The organism is Streptomyces virginiae (assembly GCF_041432505.1).
In the GTDB taxonomy this organism is placed as follows: domain Bacteria; phylum Actinomycetota; class Actinomycetes; order Streptomycetales; family Streptomycetaceae; genus Streptomyces; species Streptomyces virginiae_A.
The window spans coordinates 7,184,907-7,197,252 of record NZ_CP107871.1 but is presented as its reverse complement, the minus strand read 5'-3'; the positions used below and the strand labels follow the sequence as shown (position 1 = coordinate 7,197,252).

General features: G+C 71.8%; 11 protein-coding genes. 3 read left to right on the top strand and 8 right to left on the bottom strand.

Annotated features, from left to right (window positions below):
• Nucleotides 1-10: 10 nt before the first annotated feature.
• Nucleotides 11-931: a helix-turn-helix transcriptional regulator gene (locus tag OG624_RS33275; protein WP_202505695.1), complete on the bottom strand. Its 921-nt coding sequence runs from the start codon at nt 929-931 to the stop codon at nt 11-13.
• 152 nt (nt 932-1,083) lie between these two features.
• Between OG624_RS33275 and OG624_RS33270 the strand changes: the two genes are divergently transcribed.
• Together OG624_RS33270 and OG624_RS33265 are read left to right on the top strand one after the other, a co-directional pair.
• Complete coding sequence (locus OG624_RS33270; RefSeq protein ID WP_352165086.1) at nt 1,084-1,911, top strand: alpha/beta fold hydrolase; 828 nt, start codon at nt 1,084-1,086, stop codon at nt 1,909-1,911.
• Nucleotides 1,912-2,025: 114 nt separating this feature from the next.
• Complete coding sequence (locus tag OG624_RS33265; RefSeq protein ID WP_371640160.1) at nt 2,026-2,922, top strand: alpha/beta hydrolase; 897 nt, start codon at nt 2,026-2,028, stop codon at nt 2,920-2,922.
• Nucleotides 2,923-2,976: 54 nt separating this feature from the next.
• On the opposite strand, the gene OG624_RS33260 is transcribed toward OG624_RS33265, so the two are convergent.
• Together OG624_RS33260 and OG624_RS33255 are read right to left on the bottom strand one after the other, a co-directional pair.
• On the bottom strand, nt 2,977-4,794 hold the full coding sequence (locus OG624_RS33260; RefSeq protein WP_371640159.1) for an ABC transporter ATP-binding protein: 1,818 nt from the start codon (nt 4,792-4,794) through the stop codon (nt 2,977-2,979).
• A 236-nt stretch (nt 4,795-5,030) separates the two neighbouring features.
• A complete protein-coding gene (locus OG624_RS33255; RefSeq protein WP_371640158.1) occupies nt 5,031-6,188 on the bottom strand; it encodes an agmatine deiminase family protein in 1,158 nt (385 codons plus the stop codon).
• A gap of 158 nt (nt 6,189-6,346) precedes the next feature.
• Here OG624_RS33255 and OG624_RS33250 point away from each other — a divergent pair, with 158 nt between their 5' ends.
• Nucleotides 6,347-6,997, top strand: coding sequence for a TetR/AcrR family transcriptional regulator (locus OG624_RS33250; protein WP_161290420.1), 651 nt, complete (start codon nt 6,347-6,349; stop codon nt 6,995-6,997).
• 10 nt (nt 6,998-7,007) lie between these two features.
• On the opposite strand, the gene OG624_RS33245 is transcribed toward OG624_RS33250, so the two are convergent.
• Genes OG624_RS33245 through OG624_RS33225 form a run of 5 tightly spaced genes read right to left on the bottom strand, consistent with a single transcriptional unit; the run spans nt 7,008 to nt 12,321 of the window.
• Nucleotides 7,008-7,832 carry an ABC transporter ATP-binding protein gene (locus OG624_RS33245; protein WP_266444769.1) on the bottom strand — a complete coding sequence of 275 codons (825 nt, stop codon included), beginning with the start codon at nt 7,830-7,832 and terminating at the stop codon, nt 7,008-7,010.
• Complete coding sequence (locus tag OG624_RS33240) at nt 7,822-8,841, bottom strand: ABC transporter ATP-binding protein (RefSeq protein WP_237545402.1); 1,020 nt, start codon at nt 8,839-8,841, stop codon at nt 7,822-7,824. The genes OG624_RS33245 and OG624_RS33240 overlap by 11 nt, the downstream gene beginning before the upstream one ends.
• Nucleotides 8,838-9,692 carry an ABC transporter permease gene (locus OG624_RS33235; protein ID WP_371640157.1) on the bottom strand — a complete coding sequence of 285 codons (855 nt, stop codon included), beginning with the start codon at nt 9,690-9,692 and terminating at the stop codon, nt 8,838-8,840. Before OG624_RS33235 ends, OG624_RS33240 begins: the two co-directional genes overlap by 4 nt.
• Entirely contained in the window at nt 9,689-10,651 is a 963-nt protein-coding gene (locus tag OG624_RS33230) for an ABC transporter permease (RefSeq protein ID WP_371640156.1), read from the bottom strand. The genes OG624_RS33235 and OG624_RS33230 overlap by 4 nt, the downstream gene beginning before the upstream one ends.
• Nucleotides 10,648-12,321 carry an ABC transporter substrate-binding protein gene (locus OG624_RS33225; RefSeq protein WP_033215265.1) on the bottom strand — a complete coding sequence of 558 codons (1,674 nt, stop codon included), beginning with the start codon at nt 12,319-12,321 and terminating at the stop codon, nt 10,648-10,650. Before OG624_RS33225 ends, OG624_RS33230 begins: the two co-directional genes overlap by 4 nt.
• Nucleotides 12,322-12,346: the final 25 nt, after the last annotated feature.

Sequence of the window (12,346 nt, the reverse complement as noted above, 5' to 3'; positions counted from 1 at the left end):
CAACTGATGATCACGATCGCGGCGACCATACGCCGCCCCGGTCCACCGGCGGGGCAGATTCGATCCGACCGACCTTCGAGGGGAACCGTTCGGTGTCGAGGACCCGGAGCAGGGTGAGGCGGTCGGCCGTGTCCGAGCCGGGCGGCGGGGTGAAGAGCACGAGGCGCTGGTCCGCCTCCTGGGCGAGGAGCACCTGGCAGTCGAGGTCGACGGGGCCGACGACCGGGTGGACGACCCGCATCCGGCTGCGGCGGCGGACGGCGACCTCGTGCAGGTCCCACAGGGCGGTGAACTCCTCACCGACCCCTCGCAGGCGCTCCACCAGACGGGCGGCCGCTGGGTCGGCGGCGCCCCGGCGGGCGACGGCCGCCCGTAGGTCCGCGACGTGCAACCGGCTGTAGTGGTCGTGCTCTTCCGGCGGATACGCGGCGCGCGCGGCCGGGTCGGCGAACCAGCGCCAGATCACGTTGCGGCCGTGCTCGGAGACCGTGCACACGCCGCCGAGCAGGGACCGTGCCAGGTCGTTCTGGGCCAGGACGTCACCCAGGTCGCCGAGTACCTGGGCGGCGGTGTCGGGCAGTTGGTCCAGCAGGTGCAGCAGCCCCGCGCCGACCTGGTCGCCACCGATCCGCCCGGCGGGCGGCCGGTGCCCGGCGAGCAGGTGGAGATGGTCGCGTTCGTCGACGCTGAGCCGCAGGGCGCGGGCCAGCGAGGAGAGGATCTGCGGTGACGGCTGCGGGCCGCGGGCCTGCTCCATCCGCATGTAGTAGTCGGCCGACATCCCGGCGAGCTGGGCGACCTCCTCGCGCCGCAGCCCGGCCGTCCGCCGCCGCGGTCCCTCGACCAGTCCCACGTCCGACGGACGCACGCGGTCACGCGAACGGCGGAGGAAATCGGCGAGTTCCCGGCGATCGATCGTCATATGGATCATTCTGCCGGACGGGTTGTGGGCCCCTCGGGTGTGCCTAGGATCCCCGGTCCTAGGTTCGAGCGGGCTCTCCCGCCCCCGGGGTCGCGGCGGCAGTGTGGGCGGAGCCGGAGCGAGGAGCGCCGGCACCCACCCCGCCAGAAGGAGCGACCGCCATGTCCGCCACCGCCACCCTCACCTCTGCCACCACCCGTACCGCGAGCGTGCGGGTCGCCGAGGCCCGGGTCCACTACGACCGCACCGGCTCGGGCCCCGCGCTCGTGCTCGTCCACGGCACCGGATCGGGCGGCTCCGCCGTCAACTGGGGCCAGGTGCTGCCGCGTTTCACCGCCGACCGCACCGTCATCACCCCTGACCTCTCCGGCACCGAACGCACCGTGGACGACGGGGCTCCGCTGACCGTGGAGGGTCTGGCCGCCCAGGTCATCGCCGTCATCGAGGACGCGGACACGGGCCCGGTGGACCTGCTGGGCTTCTCCATGGGCGCCCCGGTGTCCGCCGCCGTGGCCGCCCTGCGCCCCGACCTCGTACGCCGGTTGGTCCTGGTCGCCGGATGGGCCCACACCGACGGCGACGAGTACCTGCGCAACCTCTTCACCCTGTGGCAGCGGCTCGGCACCTGCGACCCGGCCGCCTTCGGCCGCGCCGTCACCATGACCGGCTTCAGCCGCGGCTTCCTCAACGCGATCGGCCGCGAACAGGTGGAACTGCTGATCCCCAACATGCCTCCCACCCCCGGCACCCTGCGCCACGTCGACCTCGACACCCGCATCGACATCCGCGACCTGCTGCCGCGCGTCCGGGCCGAGACGCTCGTGATCGGCTGCACCCAGGACATCACCGTCCCGGTGGAGAACAGCCGCGCCCTGCACGCGGCGATCGCCGGCAGCCGCTACGCCGAGATCGACGCCGGGCACGTCGCCTTCTTCGAGAAGGAGGACGAATTCGTGCGGCTGGTGGAGGAGTTCGTCCCCGCCATGTGATCCGCACCGCCCCGTGCTCCACCCGGCCGGGTGCGCCGATCGGCGCGCGGATGGCCCCGGACCCGCGACGGCTGTCGGGGGCCCCCTCGGGCGGCGGCCGTGAGGATGGTCGTCATGGATCCCGAACTCGAAGCCTTCATCCCCCTCCTCCCCCGAACCGACCTGACCGACCCGGTCGCCACGCGCGAGACCCTCGCCCAACTGGCCTCCTCGCGGCCGGCGCCGGACACCGCGGGCCTGGAGATCGAGGACCGCACGGTCCCCGCCGATCCGGGCGTGCCGGTGCGGATCTACCGCCCGCACCAGGCCCAGGGCGCCGTCATCTGGCTGCGCGGCGGCGGATTCGTCTTCGGCGACCTGGAGACCGAGCACCCGTGGGCCTCCCGGATCGCCGCCGGCTCGGGCGCGGTGGTGATCTCGGTGGACTACCGACGCGCTCCCGAGCATCCGTTCCCGGCCGCCCTGGACGACGCCTACGCCGTACTGTCATGGGCGCACGAGCACGCGGCCGAACTCGGCGTCGACCCGAACCGGATCGCGGTCGGCGGACACAGCGCCGGCGCGGGGATCTCGGCCGCGGTGGCCCTGCGGGCGCGCGACCGGCAGGGGCCGCCGATCCGCTTCCAACTGCTCAACGAGCCGGGGCTCGACGACCGGCAGGAGACCTGGTCGCAGCGGAACTTCACCGACACGCCCTGGCACGACCGCGACAGGATCTCCCTGATGTGGGGGCACTACCTGGGCTCCGGGCAGGCCACCCCGTACGCCGCCCCGGCGCGGGCCACCGATCTGTCGGGGCTGCCGCCCGCCTACATCGCCGCCGCGGAGTTCGACCCGCTGCGCGACGAGAACATCGACTACGCGGTGCGCCTGATGCGGGCGGGCGTACCGGTCGAGCTGCACCAATGGCCCGGCACCTTCCACGGGTCCCAGGCGATCACGTCGGCCGATGTGTCGCAGCGGCAGAGCGCCGCACTGGTCGGCGCCCTGCGCCGGGCCCTGGCCGCGTAGGACGGGCCCGGCCCTGCCCGGCCGGGCCCGCGGTCGATCGTCGGTGGTCGGTGGTCAGTGGAGGTCGGAACGTGCGGCGGAGGTGTCGTCGAGGAAGCCGCCCGACTGGTGCTGCCACAGCTTGGCGTAGGCGCCCTCCGAGGCGAGCAGCTCCTGGTGCGTGCCGGCTTCGACGATGCGTCCGCGGTCGAGGACGACGAGTTGGTCCATGTTCGCGACCGTGCTCAGCCTGTGCGCCACCACGAGGGCCGTCCGACCCTCCATGAGCCGCCACAGCGCTTCCTGGACGAGGACCTCGCTCTCCGAGTCCAGCGCGCTGGTCGCTTCGTCGAGCAGCAGGATAGGCGCGTCGCGCAGGATCGCCCGGGCGAGCGCGACGCGCTGGCGCTGTCCGCCGGACAGCTTGACTCCGCGCTCGCCCACCATGGTGTCGAAGCCGTCGGGCAGGGCGTCGGTGAACTCCGTGACGTGCGCCGCCTCGGCCGCGCGACGGATCTCGGCCTCGGTGGCGTCCGGTCGGGCGAAGGCGATGTTGTCCCGCAGGGTGCGGTGGAACATCGCCGGGTCCTGCGGGACGTAGGCGATCAGACTGCGCAGGTCGGACTGGCGCAGTCGGGTGATGTCCTGGCCCCCGATCAGGATCCGGCCGGACTCGATGTCCGTCATCCGCATCAGCAGCCGGGTGAGTGTGGTCTTGCCGCCTCCTGATCGGCCGACGAGGCCCATCTTGGTGCCGCCGGGCACGTTCAGGTCGAGACCGTCGAAGAGCGGCTTGCCGCCGCCGTGGGCGAAGGTGACCCGCTCGAAGCGGACCTCGGAGGACGCGGGCCGCAGCGGCTCGGGCGATGGCGGGTCGAGTACGGTCGGCGGTGTGAGGAGGAGTTCGGTGAACTGTGCCGCCTCCGTCATCGAGCTCTCCAGCCGCCGGTAGATCTGGTTGAACTCGAACATGATCCGCGTCGCGCTCGCGTAGTAGGTGAAGGCGACGATGACGGCCTCCACGCCGTGCTCTCCCCCGCCGAGCGTGACGGCGAGCAGCAGGCCCAGCGCGTTGGTCAGTACGGACATCGGCGCGACCACCGTGTCGATGCGCAGGTTGCCGTAGTCCCAGGAGCGCAGGGTGAGCCGGCGCGACTCCGCGACGCGGGAGCGGTGTTCGGCCGCCTCGCGTTCCTCGGCGGCGAAGGCCCGGACGGTGTCCATGTTCATCAGGCTGTCGGCGACGTGGCCGGACACCCGGGCGATGGCCTCCTCTCGCTGGGCGACGAGCGTTTGGCGGCGCCGGATCAGCGGTGCCACGCCCAGCGCGGTCACGGCGATCAGGACCAGGAGTCCGGCGACGAGCAGCGGGTCGTACTGCCACAGCACCACCGAGGCGAACACCAGCGGTACGAAGCTGCCCATGACCGAAAAGGTCAGCGTGTCGACGAACTCCTCGAAGCGGGAGGCGAAGCTCAGCACCCGTTTGGTCAGCGAACCGGCGAAGTTGTCGTGGAAGAACGCGGCGTCCTTGGCGAACAGTTCGTCCATGCCGACGACGTACAGGTGCTCGATGCCGCGGGCGTCGAGGCGGTTGAGGCAGTGCAGGCCGAGGCGCCACAGCGCCTCCGCGAGGAGCAGGACCCCGGCGAAGGTGAGGACGTACGGCAGCATCGCGTCGACGGTGCTGCTGCCGCCTCCGGCGATGCGGCCGACGAGCTTGGCGACGATGAGGGGGGCGATGTAGTTGATGCCGATGTTGCCCAGCGCCGGGAGCAGCATCGCGGGTGCGGTCAGCAGCCGGAGGCGGACCAACTCCCGTCCGTAGTAGCGAAGTGCGAGGAGTACCGGGCCCTTGCCCGGTCGTTTTTCGGGCGGTTCAGGCGTTCCCATGACAACCCTGTGCGTTCGTGTGCGGACGGCTTGCAGGAACCGAAGTGTCCCGTGGCGGCCTCCGCGCGGTCCAAGGCTTTTCCCGAATGGCGGTATCTCGTACCTGTTCGTGCCCGGAAACCGTGGAGGGCCGTTCCGGATCGCTCCGGAACGGCCCCTTGGTCCTTGTGCTGCCCTTGTCCTGCCCTTGCCCTGGCGCCGGCCGTGGTCCTGGTCCTGCGCCGGGCCGGTGACGGTTACGGGACGGGCTGCTGCTGGGTGACGCAGTGGATCCCGCCGCCGCCGGTGCCGAGCCGGTCGATGTTGAGCTGCTCGATGGTGCGGCCGGGGTAGAGCCGGGCCAGGGTGGCCTTCGCCGCGGTGTCGGCGCGGGTGTCGCCGAAGTGGGCGGAGATGACCGCGCCGTTGCACAGGTAGTAGTTGGCGTAGGAGGCGAGGAAGTCCGGGTTGGAGGAGCGGATCTTGTTGTAGTCGGGGCCCTGGATCTGGTCGACGGTCATGCGCGTGCCGTTGGCGGCGGTGGAGGCGGAGAGGATCTGGTACTGCTGGCGCGCGTCCTTGGCGTAGACGTCGTTGTCCGAGGCCAAGGGCATCTGGACGGCGGCCCGGCCGGGTGCGAGGAAGCGCGAGGTGGCGTCGACGTGGTCGTCGGTGATGTCCTGGCCCTTGACGCCGTCGAACCAGATGACCTTGGTGGCGCCGTAGGCGGCGAGCATGGCGGACTCGATCTGTGCCTGCGACTTGTTGGGGTTGCGGTTCTTGTTGATGAGGCTGCTGCGGGTGGCCATCAGGGTGCCGGCGCCGTCCTGTTCGATCGCGCCGCCCTCGCCGACCAGGGCCGCCGCGGTGTAGGGCACCCCGACGTAGGAGGCGATCCGTCCGGCGACCAGGTTGTCGCGGGAGTGGGCCTGCTTCTTGCCCCAGCCGTTGAAGTTGAGGCCTACGGCGTCCAGGCCACCGGATCCGTCGGTGCGGAAGACGGGGCCCGTGTCGCGCATCCAGCAGTCGTCGACGGGGATGGTGCTGATGACGGTGACGGTGGAGCCGCACATCGAGCGGGCCTTGGCCGCGCTGCCGGAGTTGGCGCAGATGTAGACCGGCTCGTACTTGGCGATGGTGCGTGCGATGAGCGCGATGTCCTGCTGGACGCCGCTGAGCGTGTTGCCCCAGATCGAGGTGGAGTCCGGCCAGGCCATCCAGGTACGGGTGTGCCGGACGTCCTCGATCGGCACGCGGAAGGCGCCCGCCGCCGCCGGCCGGGGTGCGGACGCGGCCCCGGCCCGCCCTTCGGTGGCCGCGAGCGCGGCCGCGGCGGCGGTGAGTCCCGCCGCCGCCAGGAACCTGCGCCTGCCCATGCCCTCGCCCGCGGGCCGGTTCACTGCGTGATCGTTCATGTGGGGGTTCCTCCGATGACTCAACTCCCCGCGGGGACAGCGGGGTTGACCGGAAAGCTAAAACTGGCCAAGCGCTCGGTCAATACTTTGGACGAGGTCATTCCGGTGGATCGTGGAAAGCCCCAGGTCGCGGACCGAAGGCCGGCTAGAGTGACGCCATGGCAGCTGTCGCGAAGGACTCCGGGGGCCGGCCGGCCGCTCCCCCTGCAAGGGCCGGCCGGCCACGGGCCTCCGCGAAGGGCGAACAGACCCGGGCGCGGCTGATCGCCGCCGCACGGACCCTGCTCGCGGGCGAGACGAGCGAGGGCTTCACCACCCGCAACGTCGCGGCGCTGTCAGGCGTTTCGCACGGGATGTGCCACTACCACTTCCAGGACCGGACCGATCTCGTCCTCGCGGTCATCGAGGACATCCGCCCGGAATGGATCACCCCGCTGGAGACGGCGGTCTCCGCACCCGGGCCGTTCGCCGAGCGCGCCGAACGGGTCGTCCACCTGCTCGGCCGGCCCGAGGGCTCCGAGCTCTCCCACCTCCATTCCGCCTTGCACTGGCAGGCGTTGAACGACGCCCGCGTCCGGGAGAGCCTGGAAACCGAGTACCGGCGCTGGCGCGCCTGCTTCGTCGCCCTCTTCCAGGTCCTGGCCGACGAGCGCGGCGCGGGCCTCGATCCGCGCCCCCTGGGGCTGGCCGTGGCCGCCGCCGTCGACGGCCTGGCGGCCATGGACTCCCTCGGCGCCGACGGCGGTACGGAGCCGATCCTGCGGACCCTGATCCGTACCCTCGCGGCGGGAGCCGGATCCGGGCCGTGACCGGTCGCCGCTACAAGGCCCGGCGGGCCGCGGCGATCGCCTCCGGGTCCCACCCCGGCCGGGGCACCGACTCCAGCAGCAGTCGCGTGTACGGGTGCCGGGGCGCGGCCAACACCTCGGCCGTGGCGCCCGCCTCGACGATCCGGCCGTGCCGCATGACGACGATCTCGTCGGTCACGCACCGTACGACGCCCAGGTCGTGGGTGATGAAGAGGTACCCGATGCCGGTCTGTTCCCTGATGTCCGCGAGCAGGTTGAGGATCTGCGCCTGTACGGAGACGTCGAGCGCGGCGACCGCCTCGTCCAGGACGAGGACGGACGGCTCGACGGCCAGCGCGCGGGCGATGGCGACGCGCTGACGTTGGCCGCCGGACAGCTGCCGCGGCAGGGCGTCCGCGGCCCGGGTGCCCAGACCCACCTGGTCGAGCAACTCCCGTATCCGCCGCGTGTGGTCGCGGCCCGGGAAGTGCAGGCGCAGGGTTTCCCGCAGGGCCGCCTCGACGCCGGTGCGCGGATCGAGGGAGAGGTACGGGTCCTGGAAGACCATCTGGACCTCACGGGCGCGGGCCAGGCGCCGTGCACGGCCGCGGCCTTCGCCCCGCGCGGTCCGGTTCCGGCCGCCGACCAGGACCTCGCCCTCGTCGGCACGTTCCAGGCCGACGATGATCCGGGCGGTGGTGGTCTTGCCGGATCCGGACTCCCCCACGATCCCCAGCGAGCCGCCTTCGGGAAGGACGAAGGACACGTCGTCCACGGCGCGCACGGCTCCGTAGGAGCGGCGCAGGCCCGTGACCTCCAGGACGTTGCCGGGAATTCCCGGTCCCTCAGCGGGCATCGACGGTGCTCCCTTCGAGCCGGTCACTGTGATGGCAGGCGGCCACGTGGCCCGGCCGGCCGGGGGCGGCCGCCGGCAGCGGAACCTGCTGGTCGCAGACCTCCGTGGCGAGCGGGCAGCGGGCGGCGAAGGCGCAGCCGTGCAAGGCTTGGCGCAGGTCCGGCGGCTGGCCCTCGATGGCGGCGAGCCGGCCGCGCGGGCCGTCCATCCGCGGGGTGGAGGCCAGCAGGGCTGCCGTGTACGGGTGTCGGGGGCGCGCGAAGAGGGCCTCGGCGGGCCCGCTCTCGGCGATCCGGCCCGCGTACATGACGTAGACGCGGTCGCTGATGGCCGCCGCCAGGTCGAGGTCGTGCGTGACGAACAGCAGGCCGGTGCCGAAGCGGGCGCGGAGCCCGGCCAGCAGGGCGATGACCTCGGCCTGGGAGGTGACGTCCAGCGCGGTGGTGGGCTCGTCGGCCAGCAGGAGGACCGGGTCCCCCATGAGGGCCGCCGCGATCACCACGCGTTGGAGCATGCCGCCGGAGACCTGACCGGGGTACTTGCGCATCACCGCCGGGTCCAGGCCGACCGCCCGCAGGAGTTCGGTGGCGCGCGCGGTCGCCTCGGCCCGGGTCATGACCCGGGTGAGCGTGGCGCTCTCGGTGAGGAAGTCCCCGATGCGGCGCAGCGGGTTGACGGCGGCGCGCGGGTCCTGGAAGACCATGGCCACGGCGGAGGCGCGTACGGTGCGCAGCCGGTCCGCGTCCATGGTGAGGACGTCCTCGCCGGCCACCCGTACGGCTCCTTCGACGACGGCTCCTGGCGGCAGCAGGTTGAGGGCGCTGCGCGAGGTGAGGCTCTTGCCGGAGCCGGACTCGCCGACGAGGGCGACGGTCTCCCCTTCGAGGACGGTGAGGTCGACGCCGTCGAGGACGGGCCGGGCGGTGCCGGGCAGGGTGATCCGCAGCCCTTGGACATCGAGGGCGTGCACCGGTTCCGTGGGGTGCGTCATGGGGTGCGGTGCTCTCATCGGGCCCTCCTGGCTATACGGTCGGCCCAGCGTTCGCCGACCACGTTGAAGGCGACCACGGTCAGCACGATGAAGGCGCAGGGCAGGATCGCGGACAGCGGGTAGCCGTGCTGGATGGCGGTCTGGCCGTCGAAGACCATGCGGCCCCAGTCGGGGGTGAGGGCGGGTACGCCGAGCCCGAGGAACGACAGTCCGGCCAGGTCCATCAGGGCGTAGCCGAAGTTGATGGTGGACTGGGCGAGGACGACGGGGGCGATGTTGGGCAGGATGTGGCGCAGGCAGATCTGCAGCGCCGAGTGGCCCTGGACCTGGTAGGCGCTGACGTAGGGGCGGGCCCGTTCGGCCAGGACCAGCGAGCGGGTGAGCCGGCTGACGTAGGGCAGGTAGGCCACGGCGAGCGCGATGACCGGGGCGAGCAGCCCCTCCCCGTAGACCGAGATGATCAGGATGGCCAGCAGCATGCCGGGGAAGGCGAAGACGAGCTCGGTGCTGCGGGAGAGCACCGAGTCGATCCAGCCGCCCCGCCAGGCCGCGGCCGTGCCGACGGCGATGCCGGCGACGGTGGAGAAGGCGACGACGCCGAGCGGTCCGAGCAGGGAGGTACGGGCGCCGAGGAGCAGCCGGGAGAGGGTGTCACGGCCGGCCGCGTCCTCGCCCAGCGGGTGCGCGGCGTCGGGTGCGGCGAGCGCGTTGCCGAGGCCGACCGCGTTGGGGTCGTGCGGTACGAGCCAGGGTGCGAGCAGGGCGGCCAGGACGACGACGGCGACGAGCACCAGGCAGACCAGGTGGAGCGGGGAGCCGGCGGCACGGATCCGGGAGAGGCCGGGCCGGCGGGTCAGGACGGCGGTCATACGGCGGCGCTCCTCGATCCGAGGGTGACCCTGGGGTCGACCAGGGGCAGCAGGAGGTCCACGATCAGGTTCACGATCATGAAGAGGGCGACGATGATCAGGGAGATCGCCTGGACGGTCGGGAAGTCCTTGGTGGTGGTGGACAGTTCGAGGAGCTGGCCGATGCCGCCGATGCTGAAGGCCGTCTCGACCAGGATGGTGCACACCAGCAGCGTGGAGACGATGAGCCCGCCGGTGGTCAGGACGGTGCCGAGCGAGTTGCGGAAGACGTGGCGCTTGATGACCTGGCGTTCGGGGACGCCCCGGCTGCGGGCGACGGTGACGTGTTCGCTGTCGAGGGCTTCGAGCATGGCGGAGCGGGTGACCCGGGCGAGCATGCCGATCAGGTAGAGCGCGAGGGCGATGGAGGGGAGCGTGAGGTGCCAGAGCATGTCGCCGAGGCCGCCGTCCCCCGCGCCGCTGCTGGGGAACCAGCCGAGGTTGACGGCGAAGAGGCCTTGGAGGAGGACCGCCGCGACGAAGGACGGGGTGCCGACGGCGAAGGTCGTGGTGACGAGGATGGCGGAGTCGGTGGCCCCGCCGCGGACGGCGGCGATCCGGCCGAGGAGGAGGCCGACGGTGACGACCACGGCGAGCGACATCACGATGAGCAGCAAGGTGGTGGGCAGCCGGTCCGCCAGCAGCCGCGAGACGTCGGTGCGGTAGGTGATCGACCGCCCGAAGTCGCCCTGGAGGATGTCGCCGAGCCACCGGAGGTACCGCATGAGGAAGGGGTCGTCCAGGTGGTACTGGGCGTTGATCGAGGCGAGGGCCTCCGGGGAGGCGGAGCGGCCGGCGAGCAGGAAGCTCGCCGGGTTGCCCGGTGCCAGGTACATGGCTCCGAAGACCACGAACGAGGCGGTCAGGAGGGTGGCGGCCATCTCCGCCACCCTCCGCAGCGCGAATCTGACGAAACTCACTGCGCGGCCCCCACGTCGGCGGCCCACGGGTAGTACATGTACGAGATGGTGGTGGGGGCGCCGGTGATGCGGTTGTTCATGAAGAGCGCGGTGGGCCACTCGGCGACGGGGATCCACAGGAGCTGTTCCGAGGCGTGGTGCTGCAGCTTCGCCTCGATGTCCATCCGCTGTTCGATCGGGTAGACGGCGCTGGCCTGGTCGACGAGTTTGTCGTACTCGGGGTCGCTGTAGCCGGCGAAGTTCATGTACGCGCCGGTCTTGAAGTTCTGCAGCAGGTCGAGCGGGTCGGTGATCGAGTCGTAGTAGGTGAGCGGGAACATGTCGATGCCCTCGCGCGCCTGGGGGTCGGTGAACAGCGCGGTGAAGGCGTTCGGGGCGATCGTCTTCAGCTGGATGTCCAGTCCGATCCGGGTGCCGGCCGCCTGGACGGCGGTGGCGAGGAGGGAGACGTCCTGGCCTATGGAGCTGGTGGCCACGGTGAGCGTCTTGCCGGTGGCGCCGGCCTCCTCGATCAGGGCCTTGGCCTTCTCGATGTCCTGGCCGGTGGGCGGCAGGCTGTCGAAGGCGGTCTTCAGGGTGCGTTCGGGGGCGGCGGCCCAGGCGGCGCGGGTGGTGAGGGAGTTGGTGACGGTGCCCGCCCCACCGAGGCCGGCCTTGACGAAGCCGGAGCGGTCCAGCGCCAGGGACAGCGCGCGCCGGACGCGGATGTCACCGAGCGGGCCCCGCATGTCGGTGACGTTGACGTTGACCGTGCTCAGGCCCTCGCCGAAGTAGAGGGTGCCGGTGCCGCTCTTCTTCAGGCGGGCGTAGCTCTCGGTGGGGATCAGGTATCCGCCGTCGGCCTCGCCGCTGAGCATGGCGTTCGTCCGGGCGGAGGGGTCGGTCAGGACGCGGAAGACGGCCTTCTTCGACTTGGCCTTGGTGCCCCAGTAGTTGTCGAAGCGGTCCAGTTCGATCGACTGGCCCTTGTTCCACGTGCCGAGCTTGAAGGGGCCGGTGCAGCCGAGGCCGCCCGTGGTGCCGTAGTCCTTGCCGGCCGCCTCGACGGTGGCCTTGGAGGCGACCACGCCGGCGGCGGTGGCCATGTACTGGGGGAACTGCGAGTCGGGCTTGTTCAGCTTGACGGTGACCTGCAGCGGGCCGCTCTTGGTGATCGAGGCGACGTTCTGGAACACCTGGGCCCAGGCGGCCGCGTTGTCGGGGTCCGTCTGGCGGCCGAGGCTGAAGACCACGTCGTCGGCGGTCATCTCCTTGCCGTCGTGGAAGCGCACCCCGGGGCGCAGGTCGTAGACCCAGGTGGTGGGGTCCGGGTTGGAGGCCTTCTGGGCGAGACCGGGCTCGGTGGTGAGGCCCGGGGTCCAGCGCATCAGGCTCTCGCACACGTTGGACAGCACGGTGTTCTGCGGGTAGTCGAAGGCCACCGTGTAGTCGAGGGTGGGCGGTTCGGCGTAGACGGCCCAGGTGAAGGAGTCGATCTCGCCGTGGGCCTGGGGCGTGGAGGCCGACAGCCTGACGTCGGTGACACCGCCGCCCTTCTCCTTCGGCGGTCCGGAGCAGGCCGCGAGCAGGGAGACGGCGGTCAGGGCGGCGGTCGCGGTCACGGCAACGGGGCTGAGCCGGCCGCGCCGGCGGCGGAAGCGTCTGCCGGTGCGGGGCGGGGTGGTGGTCATCGTCGCGCTCTCTATTCCGTGAGGG

Bases quoted from the DNA above. Each gene is read 5' to 3' on its own strand.
- OG624_RS33245 (WP_266444769.1), bottom strand. From the start codon at position 7,832: ATGCCCGCTGAGGGACCGGGAATTCCCGGCAACGTCCTGGAGGTCACG.
- OG624_RS33275 (WP_202505695.1), bottom strand. From the start codon at position 931: ATGATCCATATGACGATCGATCGCCGGGAACTCGCCGATTTCCTCCGC.
- OG624_RS33235 (WP_371640157.1), bottom strand. From the start codon at position 9,692: ATGACCGCCGTCCTGACCCGCCGGCCCGGCCTCTCCCGGATCCGTGCC.
- OG624_RS33255 (WP_371640158.1), bottom strand. From the start codon at position 6,188: ATGAACGATCACGCAGTGAACCGGCCCGCGGGCGAGGGCATGGGCAGG.
- OG624_RS33265 (WP_371640160.1), top strand. From the start codon at position 2,026: ATGGATCCCGAACTCGAAGCCTTCATCCCCCTCCTCCCCCGAACCGAC.
- OG624_RS33270 (WP_352165086.1), top strand. From the start codon at position 1,084: ATGTCCGCCACCGCCACCCTCACCTCTGCCACCACCCGTACCGCGAGC.
- OG624_RS33260 (WP_371640159.1), bottom strand. From the start codon at position 4,794: ATGGGAACGCCTGAACCGCCCGAAAAACGACCGGGCAAGGGCCCGGTA.
- OG624_RS33240 (WP_237545402.1), bottom strand. From the start codon at position 8,841: ATGAGAGCACCGCACCCCATGACGCACCCCACGGAACCGGTGCACGCC.
- OG624_RS33225 (WP_033215265.1), bottom strand. From the start codon at position 12,321: ATGACCACCACCCCGCCCCGCACCGGCAGACGCTTCCGCCGCCGGCGC.
- OG624_RS33250 (WP_161290420.1), top strand. From the start codon at position 6,347: ATGGCAGCTGTCGCGAAGGACTCCGGGGGCCGGCCGGCCGCTCCCCCT.